Consider the following 16168-nt stretch of genomic DNA (forward strand, 5'->3'; position numbering starts at 1 on the left):
CATCTCTCTTAGTGGCAGGGATGCAGAACATCAGCGATTGATGACGCTTTAGACGCCAATACAGGATAACAGAGGAAGAGATACCTGTCTAGTGACTGACGACCCTTCGCTAGGCGTTTGCGCTACAAATCTAGAGTATGCTGCCCGTGAAGGAAGGATGAAAAAGCATAGTGATGACAAGAGATAAGGGCCTGCCAATCCTGATCATTGGAGCTGGGATCGGAGGCCTGGCGACGGCGCTGGCGCTCCAGCAAGCTGGTTTTTCTGTGCGCGTGTTTGAGCGTGCCAGCGAGGTCAGGGACGTGGGAGCGGGACTCACGCTCTGGCCCAATGCGGTGAAGGTTTTACAGAGGCTTGGCCTGGATGAGATGTTGCGTGACCTTGGTCTACCTGAAACGGCTATGAGTGGCTTCTACTCTGCTCAGGGAAAGCTCCTGGCTCCGCTCTCGCCAGCGGAGATTGAGGATAAATTGGGCGCGCCAACCATTGTGATCCATCGCGCAGAGTTCCAGGCGGCGTTGCGCGAAAAGGTGGGATCAGATGCGCTCCAACTAGGCGCGAGATTCGTCGCCTTCGAACAGGATGAGAATGGCGTCACCGTCTCTTTTGCGGATGGACAACAGGTACGAGGCCACCTGCTGATTGGCGCCGATGGCATTCATTCATCTATCCTTCAACAGCTCTTCCCACAGAGCATACAGCGCTATGCAGGCTATACGGCCTGGCGTGGTGTCGCTGCTGCTGTTCCTCAAATGATTGGAGAGTTCTGGGGACGGGGCCTGCGCTTCGGTATTGTCCCTTTGAGCAGGGAGCGTGTCTACTGGTTTGCGTCCTGCAATGCTCCAGAGAACGCGACAGAGGCACCAGAGGGACGGAGAGAAGAGTTGTTGGCAATGTTTAAAGGCTGGCATCCAGCCATCACAACGCTTATCGAGGAGACGTCTGTGGAGGAGATCCTGCGCAACGACATTTATGATCTCAAGCCTCTCTCTCATTGGAGCGAAGGGCGTGTAGTCCTGCTCGGAGACGCGGCGCACGCGATGACGCCGAATATGGGCCAGGGTGCCTGCCAGGCACTCGAAGACGCTTTTGTTCTCGCCCAGGGCTTACAGCACACCCAATCTATTGCAGAAGCGTTATATGTCTACCAGCAGAAGCGCTTGAAGCGCACCAATATGGTCGTCATCCGTTCGCGCCAGATCGGGATTATAGGGCAATGGGAGCATCCATTCGCCTGCTGGCTTCGTGACCGCGCACTTATGCTTACACCCAGGCATCTGCTCATTCGACAACTCGCATCTGTAGCGGGCCACACACCTGGCGAGTAAGCCAGTACGTAAACATTTCTCTATCTAAAAAAACATTTCTATTGAAGCTGGCTGACCAGGCTGTCGGGGCCTGCGAAGACGGCTCTCCCCTGTTGCACGGTTTCGCGGATCAAGGGAAGCATCTGCTCGCGTTTGGCCTTCATGAGTGCGATCCAGTCTGGTGGCGCGCCAGTCTGGGGATCATGCTCGGCGCTCCAGTTGGCCATCTCCACTAGGAGCGGAATCAAGTCCAGGCCCTTCTCCGTCAAGGCATACATCTCTTTGCGCTCGTTCGTGGGATGAGGCCGTTTGAGAAGAATACCCTGCTGCTCCAGGTGGGCCAGGCGGCTGGCGAGAATGTTGGTCGCGATCCCCTCTTCTGAGGCCAGAAACTCCGTATAGGTTTTCTTCCCAAAATAGACAATATCGCGAATAATCAAGAGCGACCAGGGATCGCCGAGAACTTCCAGGGCGAAGTTGATGGGGCAGTCTGAACGCCTGTGATGTTTATGTTTCATGTTAATACTCCCGCCCGCGGCGCTCGCCCTGGTAGGTGGTGAGGTGGAGGATGGCAGCCACAGGCTGCCGTCCTCCACCTCACCACCTACCAGGTATCCGAAAACCGTATCCACCAGGGCCAAAATTGATACGCTGATTATTTCCGCTTTTAGAACCTGACTTTGGAATAGTATAGTACCTGCACTTGCAAATTGCAAGTAAATGGGCAAGTAAATAGCGAGAAATAAAGGAGCATCAAGATGAACAATGTCGCAAGCCTTCAGGTGTTAAGCGAAAATAATACCCAGGGGAAACGTCAGAACAAGGTTATGCTCACCACGCTCTGGAGTGTTCAGGCACTGCTCGCGCTGATCTTTCTCTTTGCTGGCAGTATGAAGTTGCTCATGCCAATTGAGATGATGACCTCACAGATGAGCGTACCGCTGCCTGGCCTCTTTATCCGGTTCATCGGCGTGGCTGAAGTCGCTGGAGCGCTTGGCCTTATCCTGCCTCTCCTCCTGCGTATCAAACCTTTCTTAACCCCACTGGCTGCTTCCGGGCTGGTAATCATCATGATAGGGGCTACGGTGATAACGCTTATGGGGGGCGATGTCGTCTCTGCCCTGCTCCCGCTGGTGGTGGGCCTGCTCGCCATCTTCATCTTCTACGGTCGTCGGTCCTATTTCAAGGCCGCCTGACTCTTGCCCTTCTTAAAGAAAGAAAAGCAAACTCCCCCTGGTAATCAAAATGCCAGGGGGCTAAATGGAAAGAGGCAATAAACAATGGATATGAAACTAGAGCTTGTGCCAGTACCCGTTACCGACATTGATCGTGCCAAGGCTTTCTATGTTGAAAAGGTAGGATTTCACGCGGACTTGGATATCCGGCCGACTGAAACAGTTAGAATAGTCCAACTCACACCACCTGGATCGGCTTGCTCGATTGTTCTGAGTACCGGCCTCGATGGTATTAAAATGCAGCCTGGTTCGCTCAGGGGTCTGCACCTGGTCGTTGGGGACGTCTACAAGGCTCGCGAAGCGCTCATTAGCCGAGGCGTCGAAGTAGGCGAGGTTGATGAGCATGATCAAGGGATTAAGTACGCGGCCTTCAGCGATCCCGATGGCAACACATGGACTTTCCAGGAAATGCCCTGGAGGTCCTCAGAGTTTAGTTTGTAAAGGCGTTTTGCTCATTTGCACAGGCATACGGTTTGCGCTTCTGGATCGTGTTCTCTGTAGAGTGCAAGAGTGCAACCTTCGCCTGGGAGCTCATGTTCACCCGTCCCCGCTTCCAGACCGCAGACATGATCGAGCAACACCATATCCTCGATACCGTGGCGGGCCTGGTCGACGCGGGCGAGATCAAGACCACCCTCACCCAGCGTCTCTCGCCCATCAACGCCGCCAACCTGCGCAAGGCCCATGCTACCCTTGGAGCAAGGCAGCATGATCGGCAAACTGGTCGTTGAAAAATTCCCCGAAATAGTAGCCGCATATGCCAATAGTCGTTGAAGGCGTTGCCATCAATTCTGGTGACCAGGCGTGTGGGCTTCCCATTGCTATCGGGGAGCTCGTAGAGCCAGCCATCTCTTGTTTCGAATTTGAGGGGTTAAAAATATTTTAGAGCACATTGACTAATATGGATATTTCATGGTAATCTATGGACATGAAGTTAAGTCAGTATGCCAAAAAAGCTGGAGTCACCTATAAAACCGCCTGGCGGTGGTATAAAGCCGGGACGCTCGATGCCTACCAAACGCCCACAGGGACGGTGATCGTGCGCGATCCGGTGGCGGAGAAGCCAGAGACGGGGCGCATCGCCTTGTATGCGCGCGTGTCCTCTGCTGATCAAAAAAGCGATCTCGAGCGCCAGGTGCAACACCTGCGCAACTACGCGGCGGCCCGTGGCTACCCAGTGGCCAAAGAAGTCGTCGAAATTGCATCGGGCCTCAACGACAACCGCCCGAAATTCCTCAAGCTGCTGGCCGACCCAAGTATTGGCACCATTCTTGTCGAACACCGCGATCGTGGCACCCGTTTTGGGTGGTGGTATCTCACAACGCTGCTCGAAGCCCAGGGACGCCGCATCGAAGCCATCTTTCCCCATGAGACGCAGGACGATCTCGTTGATGACGTTGTCAGCCTCATGACCAGTATGGCGGCCCGGATGTACGGCAGGCGCGGCTCTCGGCACAGAGCCGAACGCATCAAGCAGTGCGTGGAATCTCTCATGAAAGAGGAGCGGACCGAGGAGTGCGTTTGATGAGGCGTTCTTAAGATGCAGGCAGGACCGGATCGATGCTGATTACACGCGGCTATCGCACGCAATTAGATCTCAATCACCAACAAATCACCCTCTGCAAACAGCATGCAGGCGCAGCGCGCTGGTCCTGGAATTGGGGGCTCAGACGCAAGCAAGAGGTCTATCAACAGGAGAAACGCTGGATCAGTGCGATGGAACTGCACCGGGAATTGAACGCGCTCAAGCAAACCGAGATTCCCTGGATGTACGAGGTGTCAAAAGCCGCGCCGCAGGAGGCGTTACGCGATCTGGATCAAGCCTACAGGAACTTTTTCCGCCGCTGTGACCTCAAGAAAGAAGGCAAGTGGAGGGGCAAGCCGGGGTTCCCCAAGCCGAAAACCAAGCGGAAAGGAGTGGGCAGTTTCCGGATGACAGGCAGTATTCATATTTACGAGCAAGCCATTGAACTGCCGCGCTTCGGACGGCTGCGCCTGCACGAGTGTGGCTATTTGCCTACCGGCGGCGTCGCTGTGCTCTCGGCCACGGTCAGTGAAAAGGCAGGGCGCTGGTTTGTCTCGGTGCAGGTGAGTGAGCAGGTGCCCGATCCCCCACAGGCAGCTGGTCCGCCGATCGGCGTAGATACCGGGATCAAAACCCTGGCCCAATGCTCCGATGGGCGTGCCATTGCCAACCCCAAAGCCCTCACATCCGAACTCAAGCGGATCAAGCGGCTGCATCGCTGGCTCTCCCGGAAACAGAAAGGGAGCAAGAACCGCGCCAAAGCCCGTCAAAAAGTAGCGCGCAAGTATGCCCGCGTCGCTTATGTGCGCGAGGATGCTCTCCACAAAGGCACAAGCCAGCTCACCCGCGCCCAACTTCCTCCAGAAGAACGTGAAATCCGCAAAGCTGAGATTGCTGCTACGTTGCCAGAGCCGAAAGCCAAGGTGAAGCCAAAGCGTGGCAAGCGATCGAAGAAGAAGCCGCCCCCAGAGCCCCTGCCGAAAACCAATGCGAACAAGGTCAAAGCCAAGCAGATGAAAAAACTGCTGCGCCAGGCTCGCATCTCGGATGCCCAGAGGCGTCCTGCCGTGGTCGTGCTTGAAGACCTCCATGTGGCAGGGATGCGCACAGAACCACAAGCTGGCTCTGGCAATCAGCGATGTCGGATTAGGCGAGTTCAAGCGGCAAATGGGCTACAAAACGTTCTGGCAAGGAGAAAACCTGCTGTGGGCAGATCGCTGGTTTGCTTCCACCAAACTGTGCTCTGGCTGCAACCATATCAAAGAAGAGATAGACCTTTCAGAGCGCATCTATGTCTGCGAGCATCCGGCCTGTGGGCTGGTGATCGATCGTGACCTCAATGCCGCGCTGAACCTGGCAGCGCTGGCGATCTTGTATCTGAGCGGCCAGCCAGGTCCCTACTGGGAGTTCCTCGGGAAGGGTGAAACGCCTGTCGGAGAGGGCAGCTCTGGCTGATCCGTCGTGAGATGGTTCAGTGAAACTGCCCTCGGTGAAGCAGGAACCGATCCGGGTGAATGTGGCTTGTCCATATTTGTCCAAGTGTCGGAGAACGGTATGGTCTCAAACTCGATGCCCTGGCTCCAGCCGAGGGCGATGGCACAGGCCAGGGGGTCGTGCAGGAAGTTGATGATATCACTGGGCAGTCCGGGGCTGCGCTGTCCATGAGTCTGTTCATGGTGCTCATACTTTGCGCATACCTCGGCCTGGCGCACGATAAGTTGTCCCAACGGGCCAGCCTGGGCAAGTCCGGGCAGATACGCTCGCCTCAAGGCGGTCTGGCATGTGACAGTGAGCGGGATTAACGTTGGGTTGGAGTGCTTTAGGACGTAGCGCGCCGAGGCGATATCCAACTGGATATTGTAGTCGTCCTCCCTGGCAAACTGGGGGTAGGCGGCTGGCGGATCAAAGATGTAGCCACCCATGAGAAAGAGGTTGGCCTGGCGTAGTATGCCTGGATATTGCTTATCGAGCAGTGCCAGGTTGGTGTAGGGACCAATGGCAACGATGATCACGCCCTGTTCAATACTATGCTTGAGGAGAGCCAGGGCCTCGTCCAGCGGACCTGGACGGGGCGTAATGGGTTCGGGCCAATTCTCCTCTTCTGGCGGATAGCCCGGTATATAGCGATAATAGCCGCCTGCGACATCGGCCCCAGCGGCCACGGGAATACCATTTCTTCCCGCTAGCTTCAGCATATAGTCGACATACCCAGCCCGCCGCCCCCGATCATCGGAGACAGTTGTCACACCTGTGATGTCAAGATCAGGCCAGCGCAAGAGCATGGCCAGGGCGCAGACATCGTCCATATCTCCTCCAATGTCGGTATCCAGGTGGATTTTCGTCATCGCCACATCGCCAAACCTCCCTATGATAGTTGACTCGCATACTCCAAACGCCAAATCTTGCGCTATTTCAGCCAGCCTCGTTTGAAAAACAGATTGAAGAGCGGATTAGCTAAAAAGAAGTAGGCACTTACAAGAATCATGGACCAGAAGAGCACATTTGCGACCGGAAGCAGGGCTGGTATGAAATTGTGGGACATTACCCAACAAACATACACTGTTATGAGAAGAGTCAGCCTTATGAGAAGGTAGAACCTCCCCAGTTTTTTGCGTAGCAAGGCATGATGCCAGTAGAGCCAGTAGAATTTCTGCTTGGTTTTCAAGGCAAGCAAGAAGTTCCTGCGGTACTCTGGCGAATCTGGCGCTTGCAGAATTGCTATCTTAAAGTGCTCAAAGGCCTCTTTGGGGCGTTGCTTCTGGTTAAACAAAAGCGCGCCATAGCTGTTATGAATAACGGCGTTCTCTGGATCCAGGCTCAAGGCATGCAGAAACTGCTGCTCCGCCTGCTCTATGCTGCCCTCTTTCTGAAAGATATGTCCCAATAACCAGTGATAGCTTACATCAGAGGGTTTATGCTTCAGTGCCTCATAACAGTGTACTTTTGCCTGCGCGGTATCTTTCTTATGATTGAACAGAAAACCTGCATAGGCATGATGGGCATTTGGGCTGGATGGATCTAGACTCAGCGCAGTAAGCAGTTCCTCTTCCGCCCTGGCATGATGTTCACTTCCCATTTCCGAGAGTACCGAGCCATAAAGCATATGCACATAGTAGGCACTGGCATCCAGGCGTAGCGATTCGCGCAGTGCTTCTTCTGCCCTGATACGATCTTTTTTCAATGTATAAGCGCGACCGATTACGAAAAATGCCACGCTATTTTCGGGCTGGGAGCTAAGCACACGCTGCATAATCTCAATGGCGAGATCATAGCGACGCACCTGTATGGCATAGTTAGCCCGTTTGTGATCGTCGCCCATAGCCCGGGTATCACGGAGAACTTTTTGACTAACAGGCATAGAGGTTGCTCCCTCTTATTTGTGGCGCTGAAAATAATCGAGAATATCATCATAGGCGCCCCCAGCGTTACTATAGGTCGCGTGGTTTTTGGCAGTTTGTAGCCACTCCAGAGTTGAAGGCCTGACTTTCTTCAACGCACTCAGCATGTCATCCATAGAGAGAGGGCGGACCTTGCCAGTCTTCATGGCATTCGTAATGGCGATATCCGCTGCGGCATCGCATACCGCTTTGATATCCGCGCCAGAGAATTTCTCCATCCCTTTCGCGAGTTTAACGTAGTCGAGCGCCTCTAGAGGTTTATCTTTTAGATGCAACTGTAAGATTTCGACGCGAGCTTGTAGATCGGGTGGTGGAACGAAGAGTACGCGATCAAAGCGACCAGGTCGGCGGAGCGAGGAGTCGACGAACCAGGGGCTATTGGTTGCGCCCAGCACCAGGATCTCGCTATTGTCAGACTCGACACCGTCAAGCTCGCTCAAGAGCTGGTTGGTGAGCATACGGTTATTTTGATAGCGCATCTGCTGGCGGCTTCCACCAAGCGCGTCCAGTTCATCAATAAAAATGATCGCGGGCGTGTGTTTACGCGCCAGTTCAAAGACCGCGTGCAGGTTCTTCTCACTATTGCCGATGTACATATCGAGAATATCATCTATGGCGATGTTGATGAATCTGGCGTTGCACTCGCCGGCGGTGGCCCTGGCAAGAAAGGTTTTGCCACATCCCGGAGGCCCGTACAGTAGGATGCCACCACCAACCTTTTTGCCGAACGTTTTGAAGAGGCTGGGATTCTGGAAGGGGTAGATGATGTTCATCTTGATATTCTCTTTTAGCTCCTCCAATCCCCCCACATCCTTAAATGAGACTCTGGGCCGCTCCAGCGCATCATCCTGCATGCCAGCGCCCCCGTCACCATCAATACCTAGTTTTTGCGGGACCTTCACATTCTTGCTCGCTAGCTTCTGCTGGTATTCTGTGTCTTCAAGGCTCGCGTCCCGATCAAGTGCCTCTAAATAGTAGTTGCCAGCTTGCTGGTATTCGGCTAGAGCGAAACAGGTCCTGGAAAGCATAAGATAAACGTCGGCCGCCGGGCGCGTCGAGAGCGTCTGTGTCAGCATCTCTTTAGCGCGAGAAAAATTTTCCAGCTGATAGTAGATTGTCCCCAAATAGACTAAGCATTCGGGATCTTCAGTCTGTTGGAAAATCTCCTGCCACTGCTGAAGGGCCTCTTCATTCCTGCCTGCCTGTTGAAGCAATTCAGCAACATGTTTTTTTAAGCGCATATTATTGGGGCTAAAAGAGAGTGCTTCAAGCAGGCTAGCGATGGTTTTATCCATGTCGTGCATCATGATCGTTGTCCCTAACAAATAAATATGGACAATAGAGAAGCATAAATAAATGCCTGAATGTAATCAAAGTGTAAAGCAGGCTGCATAGTTAGCGATAAGCGGCCTGGAAGGTTTACAATAGTTATTCCCCTTCACAAGCCGCTTTGAGTATATTTATCTGAAAACAGCGTTGCCTTAGACAAATATACCATTAAGGCTGTGTTTTTACTAGTCAGGCCTGAGACGCGGCCATGCGGATGAAACGCTGTATCTCGGGATTGAGAGATACATCGAACGTTTGCTTGCCGTGCCAGGCCTGTGAACGCACAACGGTGCTGCGCCAGGGTTCGGGCAGGGTCGCAAGAGCCCAGGCAACGGCCTGCGGCTTGCTGGGTAGCGTGCCTGTGGCAAGCGTACAGAGGGCACGGCACATGGTTTGGATGACGTAGGCCTTCTGCCCCAGGTGGAGCTGCCAATCGGGATCGTCAGCCTGGTTGGCCCAGCGCAGCCACTCGGGCATTCTTGAGCGCACAGCCTCACGCAGTTCATTGGTTGACACAGGGTCGATAAGTGTTGTGGGTGCGGGACCGTAGAGCGTCAAGCCGTGCTCTCGCACAACCCGGCGTTCAAGCACCCAGTTGTAGTCATGCTCAAACCATCTTAGACGCTCCTGGCGGTAGAGCGTTGGGAGCCGCTCGCCCAGGGTGAAACGTCGGACTGAGACGCGGGGAATGTAGGCTCCCTCAAGGTGCACCGCGTATGGATTGGGCAGCCTTGCAAGCGTATCATGCATAGTGGTTAGGTCAGTGAACTCCGCCTCTGTAAGCAGATGCTCGGTGACTGCGAAGAAGTCAACGTCGCTGGCCAGGGGATCAAAATCGCCCATTGCCAGGGAGCCGCGCAGGTAGAGGCCGACAAGGTTTTGCCCAAGCATCTGCTGGATGCTGAGCAGTAGGGCATCTAGAAGCGTGGGTACGGTAGCGGGTATAGTGGGATCGGACTTGAGCCTGGCAAGCACATCCTGCGGGAGATGCAAGAGTAAAGACATGGAGTAACATTCCTTCCTGAATCAAAAAGCACGTATGGGTAGAGACTCACCTGCGCTTCTGCGCGTAGTGAGTTGTGGCGACATGAATTTGCTATCCTCTTCACAGGCGAATAGCTCGGTTGTTACATCATGCCAGGGCTGCCCATACTGCTCCTTCTTAGAAGTAATGCTAGCCAAAGTATACGCAGAGGAGAGATGAAATGTCAAACCAGAGTCCATTACGCGGGGTGTAGCATAGTGGGCGTTCGGGCTTACGGGGGCAAGTGCGCCTCAATCTGAGCACCGGAGAACTGCAAGGACCCTGGCTGCAAGAAGTTCGCGCCTGTGAGCGGGTGGGAGCTGGTTCCCACGAAGTGGTTGCGTTGCCCCCTGACTTGAATGGGTCTTTTTCTTTTACTTTCGACCTTCCATCCAAGCGGGACAACATCATCGGCCAGTTTCATCTATGCGTTAAGCCTGCTGCTAGAATAGCACAAGAATTTTACAGAACCCTAACAGAGGCTTACTCGTCGGGCATTCACCGTGCAGAGTAAGCCTCAATTTCTTGGGTATATGCGGTTCTCTTTCAAGAGAACCGCGTATGCGCCTCATACTAGACCATTTGTGACTGAGGCTCTGGAACTGGCGGGAGTTCCTCCTGGGAAGGCAATGAGCCTGAGCGTCCACGAATATCCTCTACAAGAGTATAGAGGGTGGGCACAATCAACAGTGTCAGGAAGGTCGATGAGGTCAGACCGCCAATCACGACAATTGCCAATGGACCCGAAAGGAACGCGCTTGAACCGCTCACGCCCAGCGCCATCGGAATCAGCGCCAGGATGGTTGCTACTGCGGTCATCAGAATGGGGCGCAGGCGACGCCTTCCGCCCTCGATGACTGCCGTACGCGCGTCCAGGCCCTTCTTGCGATATTGATTCACCAGGTCAAGGAGTACAATAGCGTTCGTTACCACAATGCCAATCAGCATCAGCAGGCCGATCAGCGCTGGTAGACCAAGCGCGGTATGGGTGATGAGCAATAGCGCGACCGATCCTGTACCCGCCAGCGGAATCGAAACCAGAAGCAGTAATGGCTGGAGTAGGCTGCGGAACGTTGCAACCATAACGACGTAGACGAGCAGAATAGCGATCAGCAGGGCCAGGCCGAGGCTCTGGAAAGCTTGACTCTGCATTGACGAAACACCACCCAACGAGAAGGACGCTCCTGCTGGCAGGCTAAGCGCTTTCAAGCGGCTCTGTACATTCGCACTGACCGCTCCAACATTCTGGCTCGTTACGGTTGCGCTGATCGTTGCGGTTCGGGAACCGCTAACATGTGTGATCTGAGTTGGACCGTTGACTTGCGTCACAGCAGCCAGGTCTCCCAGGCGCACGGTACCCGTCGTGGAAGGGATAAGCATGTCCTTCATTCCCTCAACGGTCGTTGCTGGGTCTCCAAACTTGAGGTCAACTTCCTGCGTCTTCCCATTCAGCGTCACATTGGTGACAGTTGTGCCATTGTATATAGTGCGCAGTACTTGTCCAACCTGTGAAGGTGTTAACCCATACTTGAGCGCCTTCTCTCCATCCACATGGATATCGATTAATGGCGCAGCATTGACCAGTGAACTGGTCACATCTTTCAAGTTGGGGGTTTGCGTAACGGAATCAAGCACCTCTTGCGTAGCCTGATTCAGCGTTCCCTCATCGGAGGCCTGCACATTGATCGATAACGTAGAACTACTGCCCGAAGACTGGGAATTCGCAACCGTAATAGTGCCGGCATTACTCAGCGTTTTTATTTGATCGCTGACTTGTTGTTGCACAGTCGTTTGATCAACCCCATCATTCGTGGTCACGGCAAAGGTAGCGGTATTCGTACTTCCACCCGACGATCCGAAGAATCTACCACCACCACCACTACCACCAGATCCAATGGTAACCTGGTAGTTCTTGATACCCTGAATGTTTTTCAGGATCGCTTCTACTTCTTGAGCTGCTTTGTTTGTGGTATCCAGATCAGCGGTGGCTGGCAATTGCTGGCTAATGGTGAAACTATTCGAGTTAGAGTTACCAATCAGATTGGTATCCAGCTTAGTGGCACCCCAGCCAGCCGAGACCAGAAGGGCCAGCGCAATGATCAGGGTTACTACCCTATACCGTGTGACCCAGCGGATCATCGGCACATAGGCTTTTTCTAGAATACCAACCTTTTCGTGGCTATCTGCCCGCTGTACCCGTTTGGGCGTTTTGAGGAACCAGTAGGCCAGTACAGGGATAATGGTCAGTGCGATCAACAGCGAGGCCAGAAGCGCGATGGTAACGGCTACTGAGAAGGGCTGGAAGAACTCTCCAACCAGGCCGGTAGTGAAGGCAATCGGCAAGAAGACAGCAACCGTCGTGAGCGTTGAGGCCGTGATGGCACCTGCGACCTCGCGTACTCCATTGAGAACCGCGACGCGCTTCTCTTCACCGGATTGCAGATGGCGATAGATGTTCTCCAACACAACGATGGAGTCGTCAACCACACGCCCAATAGCAATGGTCAGACCACCCAACGTCAGGATATTAAGTGAAAAACCACCCACCCACAGTCCAATCAGAGCAATGATGATAGAAACAGGGATAGAAATGGCGGTCACAAGGGTAGAACGGATTGAAAGCAGGAAGAGCAAAATGGTGAGAATCGCGAATCCAGCCCCAATGGCCCCTTCTCTGACCAGGTCATTCACTGAGGCCTGGATCGATGGGGCCTGATCGGCAATGACCGTAATCGTTGCCCCTGAGCCGAGCTTTTGTTCTAGCTCTGACAGTTTGTTCTTCACCTCCTGGGAAACAGAAACGGTATTGGCATTCGAGTTTTTTGTAATGGAAATTCCCAGGCTATCTTTCCCATTGGTACGCGTCAGCGTGGTGGAGGGAGCCAATACTTGCTCGACAGTCGCCACATCCTCGAGTTTGACTGGCTGCGAGGGGGTAGACTGGGTTGTCGTTGTTGGTAAAGTCATCCCAGGAGGCAATTTCTGGCCACCTGGCATGGATGACGATGCTTGTTGGGAGGTGCTGCTTCCCCCGCTCACAACAAGGTTTTTCAGGTCATCTAGCGTTGTGACAGCGTTATTGACACGGACAGCAACGGTCTGCCCATTATCTTTCACTTCGCCAACCGAGATCGTCGTATTATTGGCCTGCAAGACGCTCTGCACCTGGCTCGTGCTCAATCCCTTCGCCTGGAGTTTCTTGAGATCAAGCGCAATCTGGACAAGCTGAGTGCGCACGCCGGTTACCTGAACCTGGCCTACGCCATTCAGACCTTCCAGAACGGGCGTGACGTCCTGGTCCAGCTTCGCAGCTAGATCTTGCTGATTGCTGGAAGAGGAGACAGCCAGGCGAATAATCGGTTGATCCGCAATGTTAAATGTGTTGACCTGGGGTGTCACACTTGAAGGAAGACTTGTCTGGGCCTTATTCACCAATTGCGTCAACGTTTGATTGGCTTTATCCAGATCGACACTATAGTCATATTGCACAATAATTTGAGAGACACCCTCACTGGAATAAGATGTTATTTGTTGGAGTCCTTGCACTCCCTGAATACTCTTTTCAAGTGGGTTAGTGACCTCTTGCTCCACACTCTGGGGTGAAGCGCCAGGATAGACTGTGACAATAGAAATCGCGGGAAAGGACAACGATGGCATGAGTTCCTGCTTGAGCGATGGAATGACAAACGCTCCAACCAGTATCACCGCTATCGTTACCAATGCCGCGATGCTGCGATTGGCAAGACTTAAGCGAGAAAGAGAAGACATAGTGCTCTCCTGATAAAATTTATAGAATCTTACAATGGTTGTACTTTCGTCAGCTTAACGGCACCAAGGAGCACCTGTCTACAGGGAAACCCCTAATGTTTTCCTCGCTCAAATCCGTTACAATACTGTAGGCAACGGTTGCTCAGAACTTCAGAAGCAGGGGCATCGCATGGATAAAGCAAAAATCTCTTATTTCCTCACGCATCGCTGGCTGGTGATTCTGTGCGGTCTGATCATTCAGGTGTTTGTGGTCATACTGGCATATACCAGTTCATTTCAAACAGCTCAATCTGATATCACGCTTGTCCCAGTTGCGGGACGCTCTGATGTCTGCCGTATTGTGCATGTCTCAATGTTTACCGATGCCTGGATCAATGGCATTGAGCCGGGGATGCTTGTGCATGCGATCAGTGCACCGTTCCCTGTTGATCATTCCGAGGCTGGGACACTGGTGCATTGCCAGCCAACGGCATCATCCATCTATGCGCAGGTCATTGGCCACAACATCGTCCTTCACCTCAACGCAACTATCTCTACATATCCCCTTTCATCACTCGTCGTGTCCTGCTTTATGGCCATCATCTTTAGCCTGACCGGGATTACCATCTATCTTCGGGCCACTGACCGGCCAGCAGCGCGTATGGCATACGGCCTGTTCTACTGTGCCTCCTATCTCTTCTTCCTGATGAATGCCCAAAGTCAACTCTGGACGAATATCGTCTTCTATATTCTGGGGTCGATGACATGGGGCATGGCTGCTACCTTTGTTTGCTTGCTGCCTCGCATCCCGCCTGGACAGAAATATCGAATGCTGCCCCTCTCACCATATACTCCCCTGATCATTGGCCTCGTTCTCATTGCCTGCGATTTACCCATCATCCTGTTTCTCCCCTGGGCGCGTTCAATGGCTGCGCTTATTATCGGGATATACGCCGGAATCTGCGTACTGATTATTGGCGGGATCATGTTCTGGGGACTACGCCATCTCAGTTCCTCTGAAAAACAAATCAGCCGATTAATGATTGCTGGCGTTGCCTTTTTCTTGCTCGCGCAAGCACTGAGGCATAATGTGATCATTCCCAATTCATTCGTACTCAACAGCTTTACCCATCTGCTTCCTGCCCCCCTCATGTTGTTGCCCATTCTCTGCGGCTACTCACTGATCCGTCATCAGTTTTTGGGTCTGACCAGCCTGCTCAGTCGCCAGGTGATGCGGGTCCTGATGTGGCTCATGCTAGCTTGCTTCTTTCTTGTTCCGACCATTATGCTTATCGAAACCATCCAAAACAGTATTGCGTCACAGGTCGTACAAGACTACTGTTATGCTGGCTTATTGATTGTCAATCTCTGTCTCTTTCCCCAGGCCTGGCATGCCATCCGCAATCTCGGCGACCAGGTTTTCTATCATGATTTTTATGAATATAATCGCTCGCTACGCGAGTTGAGTGCTGAACTCACACGTTTACAACATTTTGACCAGATTTGCGCGTTTATTCTGCCACGCCTGGCAAGGCTACTAAACGCCACCTGTGTTGCCTTGCTGGTACGCACGCAGGGCCACGCGACGACCAGCGCTGACCACAAATACCTTGTACTACCATGGCACATCTATCTCAATACAGAGCCTCCTTTCCTGGCTGGTGAGCGATTGGCAGCCATTGCGAACCTGGCACTCACGCATATCAGGCCACACACAGATGAACCGCTTCTACTCGATGGCGTGCTCCTGTTAGCACTCTCTGACGGTGATACACTCAATGGTTTCCTTTGCCTGGGGCCAAAGCAAAACTATGAGCCATATAGCCGTCAGGATAAAAGCTTCCTGGCAACACTGGCAGCCCAGCTTTCCGTGCTGGAAGTGAACAGCCGTTACCTGGAACAGACCCAGGCGAACGCACGCCAGCTCACCGCGTTGAATCGGCGTGTCATCTCAGCGCAAGAGGATGAACGACGACACCTGGCTCTAGAACTGCACGACGAGGTACTACAACAGGCGCTGCTCCTGGTACGACAGCTATCAGATGCGAGCATCACGAACGACGTTGCCGCCCCATTGCCGCTTGCACGCTCGCTGGTGAGCAGCCTGCGCCGAACCTGTTTGGAACTGCGCCCTCCGCTGCTCGATGATTTAGGGTTAGAAGAGGCCTTACGCTGGCTAGCTCAGCAGACAGAGCAACGTACCAAATTCCTGCAAATTACCGTGTTCTGTACCAGAACAGACAACACCCGCCTGCCATCCGAGGTTGAATTAGCCTTCTATCGTATTGCGCAAGAAGCGTTTTCCAACGTGACCAAACATGCACAAGCCAGCCGCGTGATGCTGCGCTTACGCTCTACCCCGACGGGGGGCACATCGTTACTTATCTATGATAACGGACGTGGCTTCCTCAAAGGCAAACCTGAGCATGAGCAGCTAGGTCTGATCGGTATGCACGAACGTATGATCGCGGTAGGGGGACAGTTACAGCTACGCACACAACCTGGACGTGGCGTCATTGTTCGTGCAACATATAGATCACAAAGTATTCTCGAAACACTCTCCCAGAGAGATGATGCCTTCAGCTCTCTTAAAAGGGCGTAAT

At 53.3% G+C, this 16168-nt stretch carries 14 protein-coding genes and 1 pseudogene; 8 read left to right on the forward strand and 7 right to left on the reverse strand.

The genetic code is table 11. From position 1 onward, the window contains the following. Positions 1-173 precede the first annotated feature (173 nt). Positions 174-1328, forward strand: coding sequence for an FAD-dependent monooxygenase (locus tag KRAC_RS50665; protein WP_007920687.1), 1155 nt, complete (start codon positions 174-176; stop codon positions 1326-1328). A gap of 38 nt (positions 1329-1366) precedes the next feature. Here the strand turns inward: KRAC_RS50665 and KRAC_RS50670 are convergent, their stop codons facing one another. Then, a complete protein-coding gene (locus KRAC_RS50670) occupies positions 1367-1825 on the reverse strand; it encodes a winged helix-turn-helix transcriptional regulator (RefSeq protein ID WP_007920688.1) in 459 nt (152 codons plus the stop codon). 240 nt (positions 1826-2065) lie between these two features. On the opposite strand from KRAC_RS50670, the gene KRAC_RS50675 reads away from it, so the two are divergent. The 6 genes and pseudogenes from KRAC_RS50675 (at position 2066) to KRAC_RS77485 (ending at position 5522) form a co-directional block, all read left to right on the forward strand. Then, positions 2066-2503, forward strand: a complete 438-nt coding sequence (locus KRAC_RS50675) for a DoxX family protein (RefSeq protein ID WP_007920689.1) — start codon at positions 2066-2068, stop codon at positions 2501-2503. An 84-nt stretch (positions 2504-2587) separates the two neighbouring features. After that, a complete protein-coding gene (locus KRAC_RS50680) occupies positions 2588-2983 on the forward strand; it encodes a VOC family protein (protein ID WP_007920690.1) in 396 nt (131 codons plus the stop codon). 92 nt (positions 2984-3075) lie between these two features. Further along, entirely contained in the window at positions 3076-3273 is a 198-nt protein-coding gene (locus KRAC_RS50685) for a hypothetical protein (protein WP_211221484.1), read from the forward strand. A gap of 191 nt (positions 3274-3464) precedes the next feature. Then, positions 3465-4067 (forward strand): IS607 family transposase, encoded by a 603-nt coding sequence (locus tag KRAC_RS50690; RefSeq protein ID WP_007920692.1) that lies wholly within the window; start codon positions 3465-3467, stop codon positions 4065-4067. A 35-nt stretch (positions 4068-4102) separates the two neighbouring features. Next, positions 4103-5116: pseudogene (locus KRAC_RS64210) on the forward strand (RNA-guided endonuclease InsQ/TnpB family protein); the annotation flags it as partial. A gap of 118 nt (positions 5117-5234) precedes the next feature. Beyond that, positions 5235-5522, forward strand: coding sequence for a zinc ribbon domain-containing protein (locus KRAC_RS77485; protein ID WP_244422551.1), 288 nt, complete (start codon positions 5235-5237; stop codon positions 5520-5522). Here KRAC_RS77485 and KRAC_RS50700 read toward each other — a convergent pair. From KRAC_RS50700 to KRAC_RS50725, 6 genes are all read right to left on the reverse strand, one after another. Then, complete coding sequence (locus KRAC_RS50700) at positions 5465-6412, reverse strand: nucleoside hydrolase (RefSeq protein ID WP_040447490.1); 948 nt, start codon at positions 6410-6412, stop codon at positions 5465-5467. The genes KRAC_RS77485 and KRAC_RS50700 overlap by 58 nt on opposite strands. 62 nt (positions 6413-6474) lie before the next feature. Next, positions 6475-7425, reverse strand: coding sequence for a tetratricopeptide repeat protein (locus KRAC_RS64215; protein ID WP_007920695.1), 951 nt, complete (start codon positions 7423-7425; stop codon positions 6475-6477). Between the two features lie 15 nt (positions 7426-7440). After that, entirely contained in the window at positions 7441-8760 is a 1320-nt protein-coding gene (locus KRAC_RS50710; protein WP_040447492.1) for an AAA family ATPase, read from the reverse strand. A gap of 223 nt (positions 8761-8983) precedes the next feature. Then, positions 8984-9799, reverse strand: coding sequence for an aminoglycoside adenylyltransferase domain-containing protein (locus tag KRAC_RS50715; protein WP_007920697.1), 816 nt, complete (start codon positions 9797-9799; stop codon positions 8984-8986). Between the two features lie 251 nt (positions 9800-10050). Next, a complete protein-coding gene (locus KRAC_RS50720; protein WP_007920698.1) occupies positions 10051-10242 on the reverse strand; it encodes a hypothetical protein in 192 nt (63 codons plus the stop codon). A gap of 149 nt (positions 10243-10391) precedes the next feature. Further along, positions 10392-13586, reverse strand: a complete 3195-nt coding sequence (locus tag KRAC_RS50725) for an efflux RND transporter permease subunit (RefSeq protein ID WP_007920699.1) — start codon at positions 13584-13586, stop codon at positions 10392-10394. 169 nt (positions 13587-13755) lie between these two features. On the opposite strand from KRAC_RS50725, the gene KRAC_RS50730 reads away from it, so the two are divergent. Continuing rightward, on the forward strand, positions 13756-16167 hold the full coding sequence (locus KRAC_RS50730) for a sensor histidine kinase (protein WP_007920700.1): 2412 nt from the start codon (positions 13756-13758) through the stop codon (positions 16165-16167). The last annotated feature ends 1 nt before the right edge of the window (position 16168 follow it).

The organism is Ktedonobacter racemifer DSM 44963, from assembly GCF_000178855.1.
Taxonomy (GTDB): Bacteria; Chloroflexota; Ktedonobacteria; order Ktedonobacterales; family Ktedonobacteraceae; genus Ktedonobacter; species Ktedonobacter racemifer.